The sequence below is a fragment of the Glaciecola nitratireducens FR1064 genome, from assembly GCF_000226565.1.
In the GTDB taxonomy this organism is placed as follows: Bacteria; Pseudomonadota; Gammaproteobacteria; order Enterobacterales; family Alteromonadaceae; genus Glaciecola; species Glaciecola nitratireducens.
This window is the reverse complement of record NC_016041.1, coordinates 866,351-887,620: the sequence shown is the minus strand read 5'-3', so window position 1 is coordinate 887,620 and position 21,270 is coordinate 866,351. Positions and strand designations below refer to the sequence as shown.

Below are 21,270 nucleotides of genomic sequence, written 5' to 3'. Positions count from 1 at the left end.
GTTAACCGGAGTAGAAAAACTCACAGCCGCTTAAGCGGCTGAAGACGACAACTAAACCATTCAGGGGTTTATTGTACAAGCGTACCTACTTATACCGCAACAAAAGGATTGCCAAAACATAGGCCAATGCGGTGGGAACGGTTAAGAAAATCATACTTACAATGGCACCAGCTCTAACCCAAACAGGATCGACATCCAAGTATCTTGCTACGCCAGCGCAAACACCAGAAATAACAGCGCGGTTAGCGTCTCTAAATAGTCTTTTATCATTAATTACTGTTTTCATTATAAGTACCTCTTTAACTCTCTAATTTCGTAAACCTAATGTTGTAGGTGTCTGTAAAGCTAACGCTAGCTTTTCCTAGCCGTAATCAGCTTAAAGTGCTCTAGGCATAACACAACAGTTGCGCTACCAATGTAGAATAGTACCGGTGTTGCTAATAAACCAATCAAATTCATTTGACCTAACATAATTCTCTCCCTGCTTTACTAATGAAATGGGACGGCAACTAATCCATTAATTAGTCTTCACTTTTTTCTGTAACATCTGAGTCTTTCGCAGTTGTTTTAGCACTAGCGATATCAGTAATTGTTACTTTCGTTGCTGGTACTGTTGGGTCGACAGGCTTAGCAAAAGAGAAGTTATAGGCCGAAGTAAGAATTGATTTCTGCACTTCTTCGTTAATTTCTGCTGTTACATTTTGCATTGCTTGGCTAACCATTGTTGATAATACTCTCTCAACGTGAGATTCCTGTGCCTGAACTGGAGCTGCACAAACGATAGCAGTAGCGAATAAAGTGGTGAGTGCTGTTCTTTTAATTGACATGATATTTTCCCTAAATTTTTAAAAATGTTGGTTACGCTTACTGCTACGGAACCTTAAGTTAAATGCCTTTTCGGCAACGACACTTAGACTTAGCGATTGTTGTGCCAACTTTCATAAAAAATAAATTGTTGTTATTATTCAATAGTTTAAAGATTTTCATCTCATTGAGAAAGGTAATTTTAGAATAGGGAGATGTTGCAATTGGTTAAATTAACCACTTGAGTTAGTTAATTCAACCAATTATTGAGTCATATATTTTGAGAGATGTAAAGGAAAGAGAATACTGACTAACTTTCTATTTTACTTGCTTGAAAATCGCGCGCTTTTGCTTGTGCTGCCAATACTTCTTCATAAGCATGCAGTAAAAGATCGGTAGAAACGTCTTTCTGCGTGCCATGTTGACTTAAATAGCGACGCCAAATTCTCCCCCCTGCTTGTCCTTGAAACAGACCCAGAACATGCCTTGCAATATGCCAGACTCGTGAGCCTTGAGCTACTTGCTCCTTTATATAGGCAGTCATCAACAGCACCACTTGTTCTCTGCTGATCGCATTCTCCGATTCACCATAAATCAGAGAATCAACCTTACTCAAGATATAAGGGTTTGAATAAACTTCACGGCCCATCATCACACCGTCTATCGACTGTAGATGCTTATTTGAGTCCTCAAGCGTGTTGATCCCGCCGTTGATAGAAATCTTCAACTGCGAAAACTCTTTTTTCAAATCATAAACGCGTTGATAATTTAATGGTGGAATATCTCTGTTTTCTTTTGGACTCAAGCCCTGCAGCCAGGCCTTGCGGGCGTGAACAATAAAGTGTTCGCAGCCCCCTTCGGCAACGAGCGAAACGAAACGACTCAAACCTTCGTAATCGTCCATATCGTCAATGCCAATTCGGCATTTCACAGTTACCGGGATAGTAAGCTCAGACTGCATGGCAACAACACACTCGGCAACTGTATCTGGCATAGCCATTAAACAAGCGCCAAAACTGCCGTTTTTAACTCTGTCAGACGGGCAACCCACGTTGATGTTCACTTCGTCATAACCGCGGTCCTGTGCAATAGAGGCACAATGCGCCATTGCTTTCGGGTCGCTGCCACCTAACTGCAGTACAACAGGATGTTCTTCGTTGTTATATCCTAAATAATCTCCCTTGCCATGAATAATTGCACCTGTAGTGACCATTTCTGTATATAAAACCGTGTGTTTTGACAACAAACGGAGGAAATATCGACAGTGGCGATCTGTCCAATCAAGCATGGGGGCTACTGAAAAACGGTGGTTTAGCATAACTTAGGACACAGACCTATTAGTTTGGGGTCAACATAAAGAATAAGTTTACATGACATAACGTTTACTTAGTTATGTGATGGCCACTTCTAGCGAACGAGGATTATAGAGAATCTGCGGCAACTAAACAAAATTAAAAGGGGTAGAAATGGAAATTAAAAACTGTAAACCAATTCAACTGCAGCTAGAGTCCAGTCATCCGTGTCTTGAGTCACGAAGCGCGGAATTGAAACCTGAGGTATCCATGCTGAACTATTCACAGTTTGGAGTTTTGCATAAGCTTTCAAACCTCCATAAACAGTCCAATTCAAACCTAATTCTCTGGCCGTCGACGTTCTTGATTCTGTTACTAAGCTCCACTCAACTGGACGCAAGGTTCCACTTGCTTCATAGCCATCGTTGTATGAATCGTGTAGACGCGTCCATTGACCCGTTAGCACTAAATCATTTTTGAGGGTTAACTGAAACTCTGTGAAAAAACCATAATTAATACCGCTAGAATTCAGCGCCTCGGTACCTGTTGTCGTATAATGATTAAACATGTCGATATCGCTAAGCGTCAGTGACGAAATAACTAATGTATTTGCAGAAGCCGCGTCCAATATATCAAACGATTTGAATACCGGCTGTTTCACTTGAACAATAGGAGACGCAACCAAGGACGCTGTCATCGTATTCTGGGATATTAAATAAGCGCCCGAACTGAGTTGACTACTCGTCGAATCGACCGCATAACCGACGGTCGAAGTAAGTAATAATGTAAGTAGGCAACTTAGTTTAATCATAATTTCTCACACTCATAGTGTTTAAAAAACGATCTACATAGTACCTTACTTTTTTAAGCCTGAGTCCCAAGTTGGGTATTCTTGAGGTGCCTTAGATATCAGATTAAATACGCTAAATTATCTCTTTTTCATTCATCTGCAAATAAGCATTTTGCGTGAAACGATATATGATCATCGATAAAGCTACTTATGAAAAAGTAGCTGTGGTCGTAACCAGAGCGCATATTCAGGGTTAAATGATAATCAGACATTTGCGCGACTCTAATCAAATTATCAGGCTTTAATTGCTCTTCCAAAAAGTCATCGTCTGTTCCTTGATCGATTAAAATTGGGACTTGTTTCGACGCATTTTGCAGTAGATGACATGCATCATATTCTAACCAACTTTGTTTATCGTCACCGAGATAATGTGTGAACGCTTTTTGACCCCACTGACAGTTAACCGGATTACAGATCGGGCTAAATGCTGAAATAGAGGTAAATATATCAGGATTTTTTAACCCCATCGTTAGGGCACCGTGTCCTCCCATTGAATGACCAGAGATTGCTGAATGCTTATTCACAAAGAACGTTTGCTGAACACTTGGAAGCAATTCATTAAGAATATAGTCATACATATTATAGTGAGCAGACCATGGCGGCTGTGTTGCATTGAGGTAAAAGCCCGCACCTAGGCCAAAATCATAGGCCTTGTCAGGGTCGTCAGGTACACTCTCTCCCCTCGGGCTGGTGTCAGGTGCAACGATGGCTATACCTAATTCAGCCGCGGCTCTAAAAGCACCTGCCTTTTGCATGAAATTTTGGTCATTACAGGTAAGTCCAGATAGCCAGTACAAGACCGGCACTTTCTGCGCTTCTTTACCTTTTCCTAACGCTATTGGTGGTAAAAAAATAGCGAAGGTCATGTCACACTTATTGGCTTCACTGTAGTGGCTGTATTGAGCATGTTCGCCACCAAAAACTCTATTTGAAGAAAGCTTTTTCATTCCCGCTTCCATTATATTTTAGGGCTTGGTTGGAAGTGCACAACAGAACGTATGCTCTTACCTTCGTGCATTAAGTCGAAGGCCTCGTTAATGTCTTCGATCGCTAGGTTGTGCGTGATGAAGTCATCTAAAACGATATCACCGTTAAGATATTTTTCAACGTAATCTGGCAACTCACTGCGACCTTTCACACCGCCAAATGCACTTCCTCTCCATACTCGGCCGGTAACCAACTGAAAGGGTCTAGTACTAATTTCTTGGCCAGCTCCAGCAACACCGATAATGACCGATTCGCCCCAGCCTTTATGGCAGCATTCGAGAGCACTTCTCATTACGTCAACGTTGCCTATGCATTCAAAGGAAAAATCAACGCCACCTTCGGTCAACTCGACGATGTGTTCTTGAATAGGTTTATCAATTTTCTTTGGATTTATGCAATCAGTTGCCCCTAACTTTCGCGCTAGCTCGAACTTACTTTCATTGATATCAATGACTAAGATTCTCGATGCTTTGGCCATTACCGCTCCAATTACCGCAGACAGGCCAATGCCGCCCATACCAAAGATGGCAACCGTATCGCCCGCTTGCACCTTAGCCGTATTCATTACAGCTCCGATACCAGTGGTGACGCCGCAACCGAATAAGCACACTTCATCCAATGCCGCTTTTTTATTCACTTTAGCGAGTGAAATTTCAGGCAACACTGTATATTCAGAAAAAGTTGAACATCCCATGTAGTGATACAGTGGCTTACCGTCTTTATAAAAACGTGATGTTCCGTCAGGCATCACTCCTTTGCCTTGTGTCTCTCTAATTTTTTGACAAAGATTGGTTTTTCCTGACAGGCAAAATTTACATTCTCCGCATTCAGGTGTGTATAAAGGAATAACGTGATCACCCACTGATACGCTGGTCACGCCTTCGCCGACTTGTTCAACGATGCCTCCACCCTCATGCCCTAAAACCACAGGAAAAAGTCCTTCTGGGTCTTCACCAGAGAGAGTAAAAGCGTCTGTATGGCAAACGCCACTGGCGACTATTCGTATTAATACTTCGCCTGCTTTTGGCAGCATCACGTCAAGCTCTTCCATAACAAGCGGTTGATTAGGACCCCATGCAACTGCTGCTTTAGATTTGATAAATTTTTGTTCCATGAGTTTTCCTTAATGATTTCGCTTTTGTAAATGAGTTTTATAAATAGGCACCTGTGAATGAGCCTTTATAAATAGCCTTTATTAGGTCGGTCTAAATAAATTGCTAATGATACATAGAGTATTAATCCTTTGCGAATTAAGATCAAACCTAATTGCTAGAGTTAACCTCTGTACAAAAACCAAACAAAAAAGGAAAAAATCACCGCTAAGTAGCAGCAATTTCTTGATCTCAGTGTTCAAAGGACTAACATCGACAAGCTGCCTAGTTTTTAGGCGGGCATCTAATGATTAGACATTTAGAAAAGGATTTCGATATTAAAAAACTGTTAGCTCACACGCCTCAGCATACTGAATCTGTTTTTTCAACGGCGGTTCTTGTATATGGTTTGAATTTTGGTGGGCTTGGCGCTTTAACTAATTACTTCCTCAGTATCCCTTTCTACGGGCATTTTTCACTTTATTTTGGACAAATATTTGTTCTTATCTGCCTCATAACACGTGGACTAAATGCTGGCATCATCGCTTCTGTAATTTCCGCAACTGCCCTAGCAGTCAAGATGGACGACCCTTTTTTATTCATAATCCTTGTTAGTGAAACGTTTGCCGTTCATATTTTTTTGCGAAAAGGTAAAGTATTGCTTGTAGCCGACGTCTTTTACTGGCTTTTCATTGGTGTACCGCTAACCCTTTTATTATTATTGTTAACCAGCAACTCCTCCACTGAACTGCTTATCATTTCCGGCTTGACCATAAGTATCAACGGTATTTTTGGCGCTTCCGTTGCCGCATTAATTTACTCATTCATTCCTTTTCAAAGCGTTTATAGAAAATACAGAGGAAAGCCGCCAAAGTTTGCCACCATCATATTTTCGCTCTGCATGTTAACGGTGACATTACCTACTATCGCAATTTCACTCGTCTTCACTTGGCAAACTACAGCGCAAAAAGAACAGGATTTATCAAATATGCTGTCAAAACAGGGCGAACAAATCATGTATGTTGGGGAGGCGTTTGTTAATAATCATATTTCGGCAGTTAAAACACTTTCTAGCATATTATCTGAATCTAGCTTCTCAATTCCAGTTCAAACTGTGTTGGATTCGACAGCAAAAAACTATCCGAGCTTCACTAGCATGTTAGTGTCGGGACCAGACGGTGAAATATTATATGCTTCCCCCGAAAAGTACGCCATGATGCTAGGCAGGACAAAAAAGCACACACTGCATACAAGGACTTACTTCAATGATGCGAAAAGGACGCTTGAGCCGCAATTGTCTGAGGCCATAGAGGGAGTTGGCTTTGGTAATGATGCAATATTGACGGTGTCTGCGCCGATTGTTTTAAATGACCAATTTTTGGGTATTTCACAAGGCGCTATTCGTTTATCAAGCTTTTCGAAATTTAAACAAGAGCATATTGACGACAATGAGTTTTATCAATATGTCATTACGGATAGAAATAATCGGATTATATTTGCATCGGACGGACTTAGCTTGCCAATGCTATCGCAATTTAGTTACCAACCGAGTAACAATATACTGCTCAGAAAAATACCAGAGTTAAAACTGCAAAATAACAAATATCTTTATTATCAAACAGTCACAGAACATGGCTGGAAAATAACTGTGCTCAATTCACCCTCGGCAGTAACGCAAGTTATCTCACAAAATTTTTATATATTGGCAGTAGGCTTGCTCATCACTCTCGTTGTATTTTCTTTTATTGCCAGTCAGTTAAGTAAAAGAATCACCTTACCACTCGAGCGCTTAGCTAATCATTTTAACGACACTACTTTTCCTGAGGATATAGCAAAGGAAGCAGAAATAAGCGATGAAATGATTAAAGTGACAGACAAATTAATAAACTCTCGTGAAATCATGTTGAACTTTCAACAACAACTAACAGAGCAAGTGCAAGATAAAACTAAGCAACTTAAATCGTTAAACCAAAAACTGTATCATTTAGCGCAAAAAGACGGTTTAACCAACTTGTTGAATCGAAGTGGCTTTGACGACCTCGCGCAAACGACTTTTCGCAACTGTGTGCGCAACTATGTGCCCTTATCGATGGTGTTAATTGACATCGATGATTTCAAACAAATTAACGATACCTATGGGCACCCTTTCGGAGATAAATGTATTGTCTCTATTGCTCAGACGCTAAGTAAATTTTGCAAACGCAATACCGATTTACTGGGGCGATACGGTGGAGAAGAATTTATTGTATTGCTCAGCGGTGGCCATATTGAAGAACATCATGAGTTGACCAAACAGATTCATCGAGCGGTGCAAAAAACCACGGTCAGCAACAGCGAGATTACTGTGAAGATGACGATAAGTATTGGCATTAGCAGCCTTAGCAGCAATTATGGAATGACTTACGAGGGTTTGGTCAAGTCTGCAGACGAACAGCTTTACAAAAGCAAACGTACGGGCAAAAACAAAATATCAATCTATGTGCAATAACAATAAAAATTCTCGTTTATTTGAATGCGTAAACAGACCGAGCGTAAAACCGCAACAACTAGACTTTCAATCTGAATAGGGCTAATGTTGCTCGATAGAACAAAAATTAAACTCCTGTATTAAATGCCCAATTTAATCCTGAAACAAAATCAAGAATTTATCTTGCAGGGACTGCTTTTTGGAATTTTAGCGGCCGTTGCTAACTTGTTTTTGTCAATCCCTATTTATGCTGCATTGAGTCTTTCATGGGGCATGGGTTTGTGCATCTATGTCCTAATAAGCTTTGGCATTCGGGCTGCTATAATCCCACTTATATTTAGCATCGGTTCAATGTACTTATTGGATAAACCCGCTATACATATTGGCATTGACTTGGCAGAGTTCATTACTATCGCGTATCTGATTCAGAAGCGCTTCTTTGTTGTTATGGCTTCCCTTTGTTTTTGGTTATTTATCGGTAGTCCATTCTGCTGGCTGTACCTAAACAGTTTTTCGGCAAATGCTAATAGCCACGACTTCAGTTTTGTGTTCGCCGCAATGCAAGGGTTGAACGGATTATTTAATGCTTCTTTAGCCGCAATGCTGTATCTGTTGACACCGACAAAATGGATTTCAAGGCACACGGCGTCATCTGACAAAAGCTTATCGTCAAATATTTTTGCATTGAGTGCGCTCACACTTATTTTGCCACTGGTCACCGTGTCTTTAGCATTGGCTGGCACCGCAAGCATGAGTAATGAAGAGCAATTGATGAAAATTTTAAGAGCTCAAGCGACAAATATTGGTCTCGCCACAGACCGATTTATTGGTGAACACTATACTGTCGTTAAACAACTCGCGAGAACCTTGTCAATAGTGTCTGATGAAGAGCTTAGAAAAAGCATTTTATTAGACGCGCAAGCCAACAACCCTAACTTCTTCAATTTAACTATTATCAACTCTGACGGCTATACAAACTACTTTGCGCCAGACAGATACAATGAAGAACTGCAAGGCTTGCCAAAGAACCTGAGGTATGTGAACGACCGTCCCTATTTCATTCATGCTCGTGAAAATAAAACGCCTTTTATTTCTGACGCCATGATGAGTAGAGGTATTATTTCGGCACCCATGATTGCAATGTCGAGTCCGATACTCATTAATGAAGAATTTCAAGGCGCTTTGTTAGGTGCAATAGATTTGCAGTTTATAGCAACACTGCATCAGAATATTGAGACGACTCTACAAACCGACTACACCATCATTACGGATAAAGACGACAAAGTTATTTATGCATCTTCTCCCATCGGTCTCAAAAATTTAGAGCAATACCATGTGAATGCTGGAAAAAGTGAGTTCACCCCCAACTTTCCAGTGTTATCTATCAACGGTAAAAATCACCCGTATTATTTAGCAAAAAACAGCTTTGACTGGAAAATTTATATTATTAAACAGCCTACCGAGCTGGTGAAACTTTTTAGTCAACATATTGCGGTACTTGCAGTCACCGTGGTCGCTATCATTTTACTATTTCTGTACATAGCATATAAATTAGCGAATAAAATTACGTCCCCACTGGTAAAGTTGTTAGAAAATAGTTCAGAAAATTACATTTCAAACTTTGAAAATATTCAGGATTCGACTTCAAGCCAAGAGATCAACGATGTTGCCGCAAAACTGCGTAAATCACACAATCTGCTGCGCGACTTTGAGGACCAATTGCAGCAACAAGTTACGGAAAAAACCACTCAGCTAGAGCAGATGAATTTGCAACTTGCCGCGCAAGCGAGAGAAGATGGATTAACCCAACTTCTCAACCGCAGTGGATTTGATGAAATTGCCTACAACGCAATTAAAACCAATCAACGAATGAATCAGCCTATTAGTTTAGCGCTTATCGATATAGACCATTTCAAACTCATTAACGACAGTTATGGTCACTTAGTGGGCGACGAATGTCTAAAAGCATTCGCCCAATTGATGCAACAAAACTGTAAGCGTGAAACAGATATTATTGGGCGCTATGGCGGTGAAGAGTTTGTTATCTTAATGTCAGGTAAAGATGTCAGAACTCATCATCAGTTGATCCACAATATTCTCACACAGACACAAAACATGCTGATAAACATAAAAGATTTGCAGGTTCCTATTAGCTTTACCATAAGTATCGGTGTATGCAGTTTACTTGGGAACAGTCTTTTGAGTTTGCATGAAATAATCAATATTGCTGATGAAGAGCTATATAAGTGTAAACGAAACGGGCGCAATCAACTATCAGTTGTGACAATTGATCCCGAGTAAATCCGAATAGTGCTGTAGGCAATTAATTTACGCTTTAATTGTTTCGGCACAGAGCTTATGTTCATATATACTTACCGCTTTGGTCGACATAAAACTAGGATACGCCAGCTTTGCTTCATTTTATCAACGGCTGTTTGTCAGCACTCGGTTATTTTATTAATACTGTTTTCTGGGTAATCCCAATCATCATTTTATCTTTACTAAAGGTTATACCTATAAAGCCGTGGCAAAAGTTTATCTCTTTTCCACTCGATGGTTGCGCTACCACTTGGATAAGTATCAACAATATTAATCAAAACATTTTCTCCCGAACTCGCTTCAATACCAAAGGCCTTGAAGGGCTGACGACAAAGGAGTGGTACTTAGTTATTTCAAATCATCAATCGTGGGTTGATATTTTAGTACTGCAGCGTGTGTTCAACCGCAAAATTCCATTTTTAAAGTTCTTTCTCAAAAAAGAGCTCATTTGGGTTCCTTTCATAGGCATAGCCTGGTGGGCATTAGACTTCCCTTTTATGCGTCGTTACAGCAAAGCATTTTTAACTAAAAATCCACACCTAAAAGGAAAGGATTTAGAAACCACTAAAAAGGCCTGTGAAAAGTTTCAGCACAAACCGGTTAGCGTTATGAACTTTATTGAGGGTACGCGGTTCACCGAGCAGAAGCGTCAGCAGTCGGGCGAGATCTACTCTAAGCTGCTTCCACCGAAAGCTGGCGGCATTGCGTTTGTGTTAAGTGCAATGGGTGAAAGATTGACTCGCCTTGTCGATGTCACTATTCACTATCCTGAAGGAACCCCTTCATATTGGGATTTTGTTTCAGGAAAAGTGTCGAATATTGACGTCAGCATCAAAACCGTTTTAATTGATGACTTATTTACAAAAGGCATCTTTTCTGCTTCCTTTTTCGACGATCCAGAGCAGAAAAAAATATTTCAGGAGTGGCTGAATCAAATGTGGCAAAACAAGAACGCAGAGTTAGAGTCAATGGAGCACAGCAATAAATGAATTCACTAAAGTCGTACTTAATTTTCCCTATACATTTTGTTTTGCAAATGACTAATTTAGGCCTTTGGGGAATGTTGATTTTTTGCTTCGGCATTATACGTTTTATGATCCCCATAAAGGCCATCAGCAGAATGTTGCTCAAACTGATGCATTTTTTCTATTTTACGTTCAGCGTTATTAGCGTAGGCATGATTAAGCTTTTCAATAATGTGAATGTTGAAATAAAAGTAGATAAAGAGCTTAGCAAGCAAGAATGGTATTTGATTATTGCGAACCATATTAGTTACTTAGATATCATTCTCCTTATTCGTTTTTGTGCGAAATACACATCACCGCCCAAGTTTTTTCTAAAGAAAGAACTTATCTGGCTCCCTTTTGTTGGTATTGCGGCTTGGGCCTTAGACATGCCTTTTATGCGTCGTTATACCCAAAGTTTTGTGAAAAAAAATCCGCATTTGAAAGGGAAGGATATAGAAACGACTCGGCAATCTTGTGCAAAATTTATAGATAGCCCAACCTCCGTTATTAATTTTGTTGAGGGCACTCGTTTTTCGCCAGCCAAAGCAGAGGCGCGAAACAGTCCGTTTTCACATTTATTGCGCCCAAAAGCTGGAGGTATTGCCTTTACGCTTGCATCGATGGGTGAGCAATTTAGTAGTCTGCTAGATATAACGCTGGCATACCCAGAAAATTCAGGTCACCCAATGCGAGACATGCTGAGCGGTGAGATGACACATATTGTCATTGACGTCAGCGTTCACCCGCTTTCAGACGAGGTGATTGGCGATTACTTTAATAACCCTAGTTTTAGAGAGAGCTTCCAAGCCTGGTTAAATGAGCTTTGGATTAATAAAAACCAACGCATGAAAGAATGGATGAAAGGGTTGAAGGTGTAAATTAATGAATTATATAACAATGCTTTTATCATCAATTTTTACTTCTACTGCAGTTACTCCGGACGCTTTACCAGAACCCGAACAAACGGGAAGCCAAGTTGTAGGTGACCTTGTCGAACTATTGATTGAAGCGGGTCAGTATTTTGGGATGAAGTTGGCACCGGGCACTATTTCATATCAATTATTTGCCTTGAGCAGCATCATATTGGTCGCTTTCATTGCATTTATTGTCGTCAAGTTTATTCTCCATTTTAAAGTGCTCAGACTGGTCGCTAAGTCTAGCATTACTTGGGACGATTGTTTGATGAATGCTGGCGTGTTCAGGCGTATTGCTAGAATTGTGCCTGGCATAGTAGTGTATTCAACCTATGGCCTCTTTTTTGAACCTGAAGAAAAAATATATGGCGTACTGGCAAATCTTACCGCTATTTATCTTTTGTTCACGGTATGGAGAACCTTAAGTGCTTCCTTGACTGCTATAGAGAGCATTTATAGTAAAAGCCAATTGGCTAGAAAAGCTCCCATCACTGGCTTTATACAAGTAGCCAAACTGCTCTTCACCCTTATCCTCATATTTTTAATCTTGTCGCTAATATTGGGTAAAAGCCCCATTTATTTATTGTCTGGATTAACGGCTATTGCTGCAGTTTTACTATTAATATTCAGAGACACTATTTTAGGTTTTGTTGCAGGTATACAAATTGCTGCCAATAGAATGTTCAATACAGGCGATTGGATTGCTATGCCTAAATACGAAGTTGATGGCGAGATATTGGAAATTGGCTTAAACGTCGTCAAAGTTCAAAATTGGGATAAAACAATATCAACACTTCCTACTTACGCACTCACCACCGATGCGGTCAAAAACTGGCGTGGAATGACAGAGTCTGGCGGTAGAAGAATAAAGCGCTCAGTCTATATCGACCTTCATTCTGTTTCTTTCGCGGACAATGAACTGCTCGAAGAGTGGGAAGGTATGAAGTTGTTGAACAGCTATCTAAAAGCGAAGAAACAAGAATTAATAGACGACAGAAAATCAAAGTCGATAGAAGAAACCGACATTCTAAATTGCAGACGTTTAACGAATTTAGGCACATTTAGAGCCTATTTAACGGCTTACTTAAAAAACCATGAATGGATAAATCAAGATCTAACGTGCATGGTCAGACAGTTACCACCAACGGAAATTGGAATTCCACTGGAAATATATTGCTTCAGCAAAGAAAAGGACTGGGTAAGCTATGAACGCATTCAGTCGGATATTTTTGACCACGTAATAGCAATCATGCCCGTTTTTAAATTAAGAGCTTACCAACGGGTGTCTAGTAATTTCGAGCAGCCACAAAAAAACGCGCAATAGCGCGTTTTTTTTTCACTCTCGCTCTTATCAAGCTGCAGCGTAACCTAACAATAAAGTTATCGCCAAGCCTGAGAAGCCCATAAATCCATATTCAATTTTTTCACGCATTCCTTCTGCGCCTGTTTTTCCTGATAAGAATGCCATAACGATACAGCTTAATCCTAAAACCAAAGCTACAGCAGTCGCACCAAATAAAAAACCGCTAAGTATACCGTTCATAATAGTCCTAAATTGAAAGCAGAAAACGCGCGTATTATGCACTAATTTGCCAAAATGTCACATGCTAGCGACGTGTTTTTTCCTCGGCACTTGATCTTGGTCAATATCACCAACTGTTAGGTGAAATATGCAATTAAATTTTGAAACGCATCATTCCTTTAGTTATAAAAAACATAAACAACTGAATTTTATAATTATTTTAAAATGGGAACGTTATTTGCTGTTGTCTGTCCTAAGAGGTATGTATTTAGACTAAAAAGCTGTTTATCGCTTGGTCACTAAACTTTTAATAAAAGCTCTATATGAACTCGATACGCACCTTTGTCCTATTTCGAGAAGCTTTACAGCTTTTAATAGCGATATTCATATACACATACTAAACTATGGCTCAACCAACAGGATTATCAAAAATGAAAAAAACAATCGCGACCACTATTGGTCTTTGCGCTTTAACCGCCTTCAACGCAAGCGCAGCTCAATATCATTCAGAGCAGTGTGACATTAATCTAAATGGTGATTTACGTTTTGCTGAAAAAACGCTCACGGTGAAAACAACAGCGGATGAGGAAGTAAAAATCACAGATAGCTATATGGTGTATTTGGATGGCAAAAAGTTGTCACTTTCAGCAGAAGAAACAAAGTGGATTCAAGATTACTACCAAGGCATTGAACAAAGTATTCCGCAAGTGATGACGGTTGCTGCAGAGGGCGTAAAGATTGCAAACTACGCAGTAAGTGAAGTATTAAGAGGATTTCTGGGCGAACAAAGCAAAGTTGCTTCACAGTTAGAGATTAAGCTAGACGATTTATATAGCAAGTTGACCAAGCATGTCTATCAGAACCCTGAGTCACTTACGTTTGATTCTGCCAAGCTGCAAACTGAGTTAGGCCTTGGCCCAGACTTTGATGCTGAGGTTGATCTCATCGTATCTGATGTTATGGAAAAAGCGATGGGTGAATTTTTAGTTCAAATGGGCAGAAGCATGTTAAACGGTGAAGGTTCAATGGAGTCGTTCGAACAACGCATGTCAAAAATGGGCGACGACATCGAAAGCAAAGTAGAAAGTCAAACCGATGGCATTGAGAAAGAAGCTAAAGTACTCTGCGAAATGTTAACGACAATTGATGCCTCTGAAAGTAACGTGCAGAAAATTAAGGGACTTAGTAAGGTCGATATTGTGTCAAAAAGTAAAAATGCATAAACACCTCATCATTGGGTTGGGCTGGTTAGGGGCCCCATTAGGTCTTTATTTTAAAAGTGCCGGACATACTGTTGCCGGCACAACACGTAGTGCAGAAAAAGCAGGAGCCTTAGCGAGTCAAGGCATTCAAACCGTGTTGTTTGACCTATATGAAAATGACGTCACTGACCTTCCTAACGAGCTTTTTCAAGATGCCTATGTGGTTATAAACATTCCTCCTGGCCGCAAGAACTTTGAGCCAATATTGTTTATCGAGCGCATGAAACGGCTTTTTAATTATGCTCACCAGCACGCTGCCGTGCATATCTGTTTTATAAGCACCACCTCAGTATTCGGTGAACTTGAGGGGCGAGTGACTAATGGTTCCCCATTAGCACCAAGCACCGCATCGGGGAATGCGCATGTCGAGTTAGAACAATACTTGAAAGGCTTAGCACTGGCATCTGGCGCAACTCTTGACAAAGACCTTAAAGCGAATGGCTTTAGCTGCTCTGTGCTTCGCCTTGCTGGATTAGTAGGCAAAGACAGACACCCAATCACTACCTTATCCCAGAAATCGAATATTACTATGGGTAAAAACCCAGTTAATCTAGTCCACCAAGAGGATGTTATTCAGGCCATTTCAGCGGTTTTGCGGAAGTCAGATGAGAAAGTAGATGATAATCAACCGGGGATATTTGCAACCGGTCTTTTCGAAAACAATTTTTACGCTGCGAATCTGTGTAGTTTAGAGCACCCCAGTAGGGAGCAATACTATACATGGTGTGCAAAACAAAGAGGCATCCGTCATCCCGCGTTTTCGCCTGACAATAGGACAATAATCAACGGAAAGTGGATTGATGCTGAAAAAACAGTAAGTGAGCTAGGGCTAACGTTACGTTATCCAAGCCCCTATAGCATGCTGTAGCGAAAGAATTCACAGCTTATAAAAACCTTCAATGGGCAGGGTGCAAACAAAAGTGGCAGTATATTATAGATAATTGTCTTTAATAAACGTCATGTAGTCCTGCTCATCTAAAATATTAAATCCACTGTTTTCAAAATCGTTACATTCGATTTCAGTAGGAAAAGTAAAGTATAAATCACTCTCTTCTTGAGCTTCAGAATGCAGCAATTCATCTCTCTCTAAAGATTCAATAGCAGCCATTATATCGAGAGAACCTTGCTTATAGAGCTCGAGAACATGCCAAAGATAAGATTTATCTGCCCTACTTTTCATTTTAGACGTTTTTATAATGCGTCCCGTGTCTATAGAGCCATTTTCAATGGTATGCAGAGTAGTCCCAACCTCACAGTCATTATTTTTCAAGGCCCAAAACGTCGCCATAACGCCTTTATATTTGGGTAATATTCCAGAGTGCAGATTAAGCACACCTTTTTTAGGAAGATTAATAACCGCCTCTTTTAAAATTTGGCCGTAGCGAATAGATATAATCAGGTCTGGCGATAGATCCGCCAAAATATCCACTATCTCGGGCGAGTTAATTTGATTAATCTCCTTCAGTTCGGAGCTTAAAAAACAGCTAAAATCATCAAAAGCTTTATATGCATTGTTAGATTTAACGATCAGAGGGCTAAGGACTTCATTAAACAAATCTTGCTCGAAAAATTTAAGTGATGTTAACTGTTTGGGCAAAACACTATTCTTTCCAACCTTTGCCGACAGCCAAAGATGAACCTCATTATTTTTTGACACTTTGGGTAGAAGCCGATTGAGTGCAAAATTACTTGCTAAATCTTTATTAGAAAGAAACAAAATTTTCATATTTATATTTCTCTATCCATTTCGCTATGAAAAAGTAAAGCCAGCGACGAGCGCTGGCTTTACATTATAAGTCATTTTCGAGGTGAGCCAGTTAAATCAAAATAACTCCGTCAGCAACGAGAAACCAAAATACTTCACCGCCACAGTATTGATGAAAATAACCAGTAAAATAACGGGAATGAAGGTACCCACAGACAGGTTCACATAGCGCTCAAACAAGCTCTTCTTAAACTTAGGTGCACCTTTATCTAATTCTTCGTTAAAGTTGTGTTTTTTCCAGCGGTACATTACAAAAATACAAATCAAAAAGCCGTTTAGAGGTAGTATAGTATCGTAAAACACATCATAAACGACAGTGAAGAACGAATTATCGTTACCGGCATAAGTCATGAAATTAGTAAAAAACTCTGAGTGTCCAAATGATAAAGCACACATTATCGAAAACACTACCAACAGAACGCCGCAAAGCAGCAGTGCTGGCTTTCTCTCCATGCCTTTTTCGCTCATTAACGACGCCACAGGCACTTCAAAGATAGACACTAAGGAAGTGATTGCAGCGAAGAAAACTAATAAAAAGAAAATACTAGCAACGACACTTGCACCGATGTAACCGATACTTGTTTGTAATTCTAAAAATATTTGCGGTAAAAATGAGAAAATCATACTGACCGAAGACTCACTCAGCTCCTCTGGATTAATCTCAGGATTAAACGAAAATATCGCAGGTAAAATCATCAGGCCAGCGGTAAAAGCCACAGCAGTATCGGTCAATGCAACTAGCTTTGCAGAGCTAGGCACGTCGGCCTTGCTGTCGATATAACTACCGTAAGTAATCATGATCCCCATACCTAAAGAGAGCGAGAAGAAAGCTTGAGAAAGCGCTCCGTTCACTACTGAAGCATCAATTTTAGAGAAGTCAGGGACTAAGTAAAATTCAACACCCGCCATCGCATTGTCGCGCGTGAGTACAAAGATAACGAGCACAATAAGCATGAAAAATAACGCTGGCATCAGTATTTTTGCCGCTTTTTCGATACCCTGTTTGACACCGCCTTGCAGAATAAGGTACACCACCAGCAACACGCCAATCATGTACGCAAAGATACTATTACCACTAATAAAATCGCCGAAGGTATCGGCCTGGGCAAGCTCGTCGAGATTACCGATCATGGATTGTAATAAGTAGCCAAATATCCATACGGTGATAACGAGATAAAATACCGCAATCATGAAGGGCGTAATAACAGACAACCAGCCAGCTATTCGCCAACCGCCTGAGCGATTCGATAAAGCAGCATAAGCCCCAAGCGGATCTTTTTGGCTGTTTCTACCAACTGACATCTCAGCGAGCATCACCGGTAAACAAATGAAAACCACAAAAATGGCATACATCAATAGGAAAGCACCGCCGCCGTTTTTGGCAGCACCAACGGGAAAACCAACTAGATTGCCAATGCCGACAGCAGAACCTGCAGCAGCAAGAATAAAACCAAGCTTTGAGCCAAATTGCTCTCTTGAACCACTCATCAATAATCCTTCTTTTTATTTTTGTTATTTGATGTTGAGCGGTGGATATTAACAGCCTCGTAACAAAAAGTCTTGAGCTTAAAGCAATAAAAAAGCCGATAAAAATCGGCTTTACAAAAACGATTAAAACAAGCCCTATAGCCTACCAAGCAATAGCTTCACCTTTCCAATCTAAGTAAAATGGGCTTTGCTCTGGATTTAAATCAGCGCAAATAGAAAGAAGCTGTTCCACTGTGAATTGTGGTGTGAATAATTTTTCAGGTTTTACGTTGGCTTGGAATGGCTTCGACAGTCCTGTGTCGACGGTTCCGGGGTGATAGCACATTAAGCTGACGTTCGGCGCTCTGCGCTTGTATTCCACCGCTGCAGTTTTTACAAGCATGTTGAGCGCAGCTTTCGATGCTCTGTATCCATACCAGCCACCTAGTTCATTTTCACTGATACTGCCAACACGGGCGCTAAAGAAAACAAGGTTGGCACCTTGCTTATCTACAACCTTGACTAGATTCTGCAGCCAAATCGCGGGCAATATGCTGTTTATTCTAAAATACTCGGCCAGCTGCATTTCATGCATGTCTTCCAAACGCTTCTCTGGTTTTAGCCCGACTACTTCCGGTGTGCTTTGTGTATTTGCTTCTTGATGCAGGATCCCCGTCGTGCAGATCACTAAGCTCAATTTTACCCCATTGTCCTTTAGTTCATCGATGAAGCTCTTCACCGCCGCTTCATCTGCTGTATCCATTGCTTTGTGAATAAGCTTTGTGTGAGCACTGAAATCACTAATATTATAAGCAGCCTCACCGCGAGAGAGAGTGTAGATCGTATCAAATCGTTGTTGCGCACTTACCTGACTGACCACCTCTTTGCCTATACCGCCGTTTGCGCCTATGACCAGTGCATATTTTTTGTCGCTATCTGTCTGTTGCATATTACTCCCGTATGATGAGTCCAATATTGTCATTGCGTGACTAATGAAAAAATTATTTTTCGTCGCTTTTTATACTTCACGTAACCGTCATTTACATTTGCTGCTGTTTCACAAAAAAATGCTATTTCAAATTACAACGATTGCTCTCGCATCTTTCTTTACCCGTTAACCAATACGAAATTTTGTATCTATGTTTCGCAAATACCAGATAGAATTTATCTGCAAACCATCTGATCACAGGCCATCTCAGTGGTGCATACAACCAAGTCACCCCCACTAAACTCCAAGCTTTGTGCGTAACATCTAAGCCTGTAATCATGCTACCGTCATCTAACTGACCGTGTATGCGAGCATTTAACTCGTCCAAACTCAGATGCGGATAGCGCGACGAGAAGTCTGGAAGCGAAATATCTTCGAATACAATATTGTTGTCTTTATCGCGTTTCATTAAATGCGTTATTTCTTTTTCGCACAATGGACAAAGGCCATCATAAAATAGCGTGAATGCCATGTTTGCCTCGTTTACATAGTTAGTTAATTCTTATACGTGAATATATTAAGAATAGATGACTTGAAATTTGGTCTAGTTAGTCGCACTTTATGTACCAAGTAAAAGAATTACACAGCTAATAGGATAAATCATGAGTTCGCAAACAATAACATTGGGTGGCGGTTGTTTTTGGTGTTTAGAAACAGCAATGAACACCGTTGAAGGGGTAACGTCGGCCTATTCAGGCTATTCTAACGGTCACGCAGACAATCCCAGTTACGAAGCCGTATGTACGGGAGAAACAGGCCACACAGAAGTGGTTCAGGTTACGTTTGACACAGCTAAACTAACCTTGCGCGAAGTACTGGAAATTTTCTTCGCATTGCACAACCCAACACAACTAAATCGTCAAGGAAACGATACTGGTACCCAATACCGCAGCGGCATTTATTATCACAATGACGAACAAAAAATAGCGGCTGAAGAGATTGTTAAAGAAATTGAAGATAATAAAATTTGGCCAGATCCAGTTGTAACAGAAATTTTACCCATTGATAATTATTTTCAGGCTGAAGATTACCATCAAGATTACTTTACGAATAATCCGCAAAATCAATATTGCAATATGGTCGTCGCGCCCAAGTTAGCGAATTTTAAGAAAACCTTCGTGAGCAAGCTGAAGAAATCATAGAGAAAACGATAAAACTCAGCCACGTTTGTGACCACAGCATTGACTGTTGAACGTGGCTTCGTCTGAGCGGCAGAAAAGCAGGGCGAGAGTTACTCGAACCAAGCATCTTCAATTTTCATCTTAAACAACAATGGCGCCATTTGCTGGTATCGATATTCGTCGCTAGCGCAAACCACATTTTTAAGGTAATTCACCTTCCACGGATCATTGACCATCCACACATAATTATCAACAACAGCAACCCCTTCAATAGACGCATTGTCCATCAAGTGTGTCGACTCGCAAGCAGCATCACCTGAGGGTGCAAAAAAAGCCAATTTAATACGTTTAGTTGGCTTACTTTTGGCTAAATCGACAACCCAAAGTTCACTGTCATTGCGCGCCGCCGCTAATAAATAACCAGCGCTATCCGGTGAAGGATAATACACATCCATTCCGTTGATCGGATGATTTCCTTGTTCAAAAGTGGGTAACAACAATTCACTGTCCGATACCACAGCAAAGTCTGCCGCCTGCCAAAACTTATCGTCTATCGTTACTTCAAAAACCCTAGGCTGCTTGTTAGCATCTTTTTCCAAGCCAAGCAATAATCTATTATCTTTTGTAAAGGTGAGGCCCTCTATACCATCGTTTGGAAAATCACCCACTTGTGCTGATCTTGGAAATTGAATAGGACGAACGTGTGTTACTTCAATACTGTCATCACTTAGCTTTAGACGTACCAACAAAGTAGGAAAAAAAGTTGAGCCTGTATTCGCGAACTGCTGCTGGCAGGTTTCGCTCAGTTGCTTTGAGCGACTAGCGTCTTCAGTTACAAAAACCCATGCATTTTCCTCACTGGGTATCGGTGCGAGTCCTTCATAATCTGGTTTACCAGCAAGGTAATCATAAAAGCAGCTGTTTCTCACGCTATCACTGAATTCGGTTGGCCCAAGTTTGTCCATTATTTGACTATCATCCGGCGAAATTTTGTGTAATCTTTTTACTTGGCTAGCATGCGCGCTTGCATCAGAAAGCGAATACAAATAGCCGTTGTCATATTTCAATCCCGAAGTTTGTGGATCTATCATCACGCCAGCATCAAGATCGATAATCCAACTGCCTACTAGTGGCACAGCTTTACTGGCTTTATTATAGGCAATTACATCCTCAGTAATGACATCAGCACTGTTTTGGTCTGGCGTGCAGCCAACACAGAAAGTTACAATTGATGAGACAACAACTATCGCCATGAGCTTTTTCATTCTATATCCTTTGAGTGGTATATATTTTACTAGTACAAATAACAGCAGCCAGCGAGTATACACGTCGACGGCAAACTTATTGATGACAACTTACGTACAAAAATAAAATAAAGTTGTCAGGTTAACAAAAATCTTGGGGCATCGTTTAA

General features: G+C 40.5%; 20 protein-coding genes. 8 read left to right on the top strand and 12 right to left on the bottom strand.

What is annotated here, in order from left to right; translation table 11 throughout:
* Window positions 1-85: 85 nt before the first annotated feature.
* The 6 genes from GNIT_RS03875 to GNIT_RS03850 form a co-directional block, all read right to left on the bottom strand.
* Entirely contained in the window at window positions 86-286 is a 201-nt protein-coding gene (locus GNIT_RS03875) for a PspC domain-containing protein (protein WP_014107835.1), read from the bottom strand.
* A gap of 235 nt (window positions 287-521) precedes the next feature.
* Window positions 522-827 carry a hypothetical protein gene (locus tag GNIT_RS03870; protein WP_014107833.1) on the bottom strand — a complete coding sequence of 102 codons (306 nt, stop codon included), beginning with the start codon at window positions 825-827 and terminating at the stop codon, window positions 522-524.
* A gap of 287 nt (window positions 828-1,114) precedes the next feature.
* Entirely contained in the window at window positions 1,115-2,092 is a 978-nt protein-coding gene (dusA, locus tag GNIT_RS03865) for a tRNA dihydrouridine(20/20a) synthase DusA (protein ID WP_238526936.1), read from the bottom strand.
* 185 nt (window positions 2,093-2,277) lie between these two features.
* The gene (locus tag GNIT_RS03860) at window positions 2,278-2,907 is read right to left on the bottom strand and encodes a hypothetical protein (protein ID WP_148261685.1); all 630 of its coding nucleotides are present in this window, start codon (window positions 2,905-2,907) and stop codon (window positions 2,278-2,280) included.
* Between the two features lie 128 nt (window positions 2,908-3,035).
* Window positions 3,036-3,893 (bottom strand): S-formylglutathione hydrolase, encoded by an 858-nt coding sequence (gene fghA, locus GNIT_RS03855; protein WP_014107830.1) that lies wholly within the window; start codon window positions 3,891-3,893, stop codon window positions 3,036-3,038.
* Between the two features lie 11 nt (window positions 3,894-3,904).
* Window positions 3,905-5,047: an S-(hydroxymethyl)glutathione dehydrogenase/class III alcohol dehydrogenase gene (locus GNIT_RS03850; protein ID WP_014107829.1), complete on the bottom strand. Its 1,143-nt coding sequence runs from the start codon at window positions 5,045-5,047 to the stop codon at window positions 3,905-3,907.
* 284 nt (window positions 5,048-5,331) lie between these two features.
* On the opposite strand from GNIT_RS03850, the gene GNIT_RS03845 reads away from it, so the two are divergent.
* The 5 genes from GNIT_RS03845 (at window position 5,332) to GNIT_RS03825 (ending at window position 13,055) form a co-directional block, all read left to right on the top strand.
* A complete protein-coding gene (locus GNIT_RS03845) occupies window positions 5,332-7,512 on the top strand; it encodes a sensor domain-containing diguanylate cyclase (RefSeq protein ID WP_014107828.1) in 2,181 nt (726 codons plus the stop codon).
* A gap of 123 nt (window positions 7,513-7,635) precedes the next feature.
* On the top strand, window positions 7,636-9,792 hold the full coding sequence (locus GNIT_RS03840) for a sensor domain-containing diguanylate cyclase (protein ID WP_014107827.1): 2,157 nt from the start codon (window positions 7,636-7,638) through the stop codon (window positions 9,790-9,792).
* Window positions 9,793-9,902: 110 nt separating this feature from the next.
* The gene (locus GNIT_RS03835; RefSeq protein ID WP_014107826.1) at window positions 9,903-10,799 is read left to right on the top strand and encodes an acyltransferase; all 897 of its coding nucleotides are present in this window, start codon (window positions 9,903-9,905) and stop codon (window positions 10,797-10,799) included.
* A complete protein-coding gene (locus tag GNIT_RS03830; protein WP_014107825.1) occupies window positions 10,796-11,695 on the top strand; it encodes an acyltransferase in 900 nt (299 codons plus the stop codon). The genes GNIT_RS03835 and GNIT_RS03830 overlap by 4 nt, the downstream gene beginning before the upstream one ends.
* A 4-nt stretch (window positions 11,696-11,699) precedes the next feature.
* A complete protein-coding gene (locus GNIT_RS03825; protein ID WP_014107824.1) occupies window positions 11,700-13,055 on the top strand; it encodes a mechanosensitive ion channel family protein in 1,356 nt (451 codons plus the stop codon).
* Window positions 13,056-13,082: 27 nt separating this feature from the next.
* Here GNIT_RS03825 and GNIT_RS03820 read toward each other — a convergent pair whose 3' ends face one another.
* Complete coding sequence (locus GNIT_RS03820) at window positions 13,083-13,274, bottom strand: hypothetical protein (RefSeq protein ID WP_014107823.1); 192 nt, start codon at window positions 13,272-13,274, stop codon at window positions 13,083-13,085.
* A 410-nt stretch (window positions 13,275-13,684) separates the two neighbouring features.
* On the opposite strand from GNIT_RS03820, the gene GNIT_RS03815 reads away from it, so the two are divergent.
* Both GNIT_RS03815 and GNIT_RS03810 read left to right on the top strand, forming a co-directional pair.
* Window positions 13,685-14,476: a YggN family protein gene (locus GNIT_RS03815; protein WP_014107822.1), complete on the top strand. Its 792-nt coding sequence runs from the start codon at window positions 13,685-13,687 to the stop codon at window positions 14,474-14,476.
* Window positions 14,469-15,383, top strand: coding sequence for an NAD-dependent epimerase/dehydratase family protein (locus GNIT_RS03810; protein ID WP_014107821.1), 915 nt, complete (start codon window positions 14,469-14,471; stop codon window positions 15,381-15,383). Before GNIT_RS03815 ends, GNIT_RS03810 begins: the two co-directional genes overlap by 8 nt.
* A gap of 63 nt (window positions 15,384-15,446) precedes the next feature.
* Here GNIT_RS03810 and GNIT_RS03805 read toward each other — a convergent pair whose 3' ends face one another.
* From GNIT_RS03805 to GNIT_RS03790, 4 genes are all read right to left on the bottom strand, one after another.
* On the bottom strand, window positions 15,447-16,241 hold the full coding sequence (locus tag GNIT_RS03805; protein ID WP_041246288.1) for a formyl transferase: 795 nt from the start codon (window positions 16,239-16,241) through the stop codon (window positions 15,447-15,449).
* 96 nt (window positions 16,242-16,337) lie between these two features.
* The gene (locus tag GNIT_RS03800) at window positions 16,338-17,768 is read right to left on the bottom strand and encodes a sodium-dependent transporter (RefSeq protein WP_014107818.1); all 1,431 of its coding nucleotides are present in this window, start codon (window positions 17,766-17,768) and stop codon (window positions 16,338-16,340) included.
* Between the two features lie 142 nt (window positions 17,769-17,910).
* Entirely contained in the window at window positions 17,911-18,696 is a 786-nt protein-coding gene (locus GNIT_RS03795) for an SDR family NAD(P)-dependent oxidoreductase (protein ID WP_014107816.1), read from the bottom strand.
* Between the two features lie 121 nt (window positions 18,697-18,817).
* Window positions 18,818-19,207, bottom strand: a complete 390-nt coding sequence (locus GNIT_RS03790; protein WP_014107814.1) for a thiol-disulfide oxidoreductase DCC family protein — start codon at window positions 19,205-19,207, stop codon at window positions 18,818-18,820.
* A gap of 130 nt (window positions 19,208-19,337) precedes the next feature.
* Here GNIT_RS03790 and msrA point away from each other — a divergent pair, with 130 nt between their 5' ends.
* Window positions 19,338-19,877 carry a peptide-methionine (S)-S-oxide reductase MsrA gene (msrA, locus tag GNIT_RS03785; protein ID WP_014107813.1) on the top strand — a complete coding sequence of 180 codons (540 nt, stop codon included), beginning with the start codon at window positions 19,338-19,340 and terminating at the stop codon, window positions 19,875-19,877.
* A gap of 89 nt (window positions 19,878-19,966) precedes the next feature.
* Here msrA and GNIT_RS03780 read toward each other — a convergent pair whose 3' ends face one another.
* The gene (locus GNIT_RS03780) at window positions 19,967-21,121 is read right to left on the bottom strand and encodes a hypothetical protein (protein ID WP_014107812.1); all 1,155 of its coding nucleotides are present in this window, start codon (window positions 21,119-21,121) and stop codon (window positions 19,967-19,969) included.
* Between the last annotated feature and the right edge of the window lie 149 nt (window positions 21,122-21,270).

Coding starts and splice junctions, on each gene's coding strand:
- GNIT_RS03875 (WP_014107835.1), bottom strand. CDS start 286: ATGAAAACAGTAATTAATGATAAAAGACTATTTAGAGACGCTAACCGC.
- GNIT_RS03870 (WP_014107833.1), bottom strand. CDS start 827: ATGTCAATTAAAAGAACAGCACTCACCACTTTATTCGCTACTGCTATC.
- dusA (WP_238526936.1), bottom strand. CDS start 2,092: ATGCTTGATTGGACAGATCGCCACTGTCGATATTTCCTCCGTTTGTTG.
- GNIT_RS03860 (WP_148261685.1), bottom strand. CDS start 2,907: ATGATTAAACTAAGTTGCCTACTTACATTATTACTTACTTCGACCGTC.
- fghA (WP_014107830.1), bottom strand. CDS start 3,893: ATGAAAAAGCTTTCTTCAAATAGAGTTTTTGGTGGCGAACATGCTCAA.
- GNIT_RS03850 (WP_014107829.1), bottom strand. CDS start 5,047: ATGGAACAAAAATTTATCAAATCTAAAGCAGCAGTTGCATGGGGTCCT.
- GNIT_RS03845 (WP_014107828.1), top strand. CDS start 5,332: ATGATTAGACATTTAGAAAAGGATTTCGATATTAAAAAACTGTTAGCT.
- GNIT_RS03840 (WP_014107827.1), top strand. CDS start 7,636: ATGCCCAATTTAATCCTGAAACAAAATCAAGAATTTATCTTGCAGGGA.
- GNIT_RS03830 (WP_014107825.1), top strand. CDS start 10,796: ATGAATTCACTAAAGTCGTACTTAATTTTCCCTATACATTTTGTTTTG.
- GNIT_RS03825 (WP_014107824.1), top strand. CDS start 11,700: ATGAATTATATAACAATGCTTTTATCATCAATTTTTACTTCTACTGCA.
- GNIT_RS03820 (WP_014107823.1), bottom strand. CDS start 13,274: ATGAACGGTATACTTAGCGGTTTTTTATTTGGTGCGACTGCTGTAGCT.
- GNIT_RS03815 (WP_014107822.1), top strand. CDS start 13,685: ATGAAAAAAACAATCGCGACCACTATTGGTCTTTGCGCTTTAACCGCC.
- GNIT_RS03810 (WP_014107821.1), top strand. CDS start 14,469: ATGCATAAACACCTCATCATTGGGTTGGGCTGGTTAGGGGCCCCATTA.
- GNIT_RS03805 (WP_041246288.1), bottom strand. CDS start 16,241: ATGAAAATTTTGTTTCTTTCTAATAAAGATTTAGCAAGTAATTTTGCA.
- GNIT_RS03800 (WP_014107818.1), bottom strand. CDS start 17,768: ATGAGTGGTTCAAGAGAGCAATTTGGCTCAAAGCTTGGTTTTATTCTT.
- GNIT_RS03795 (WP_014107816.1), bottom strand. CDS start 18,696: ATGCAACAGACAGATAGCGACAAAAAATATGCACTGGTCATAGGCGCA.
- GNIT_RS03790 (WP_014107814.1), bottom strand. CDS start 19,207: ATGGCATTCACGCTATTTTATGATGGCCTTTGTCCATTGTGCGAAAAA.
- msrA (WP_014107813.1), top strand. CDS start 19,338: ATGAGTTCGCAAACAATAACATTGGGTGGCGGTTGTTTTTGGTGTTTA.
- GNIT_RS03780 (WP_014107812.1), bottom strand. CDS start 21,121: ATGAAAAAGCTCATGGCGATAGTTGTTGTCTCATCAATTGTAACTTTC.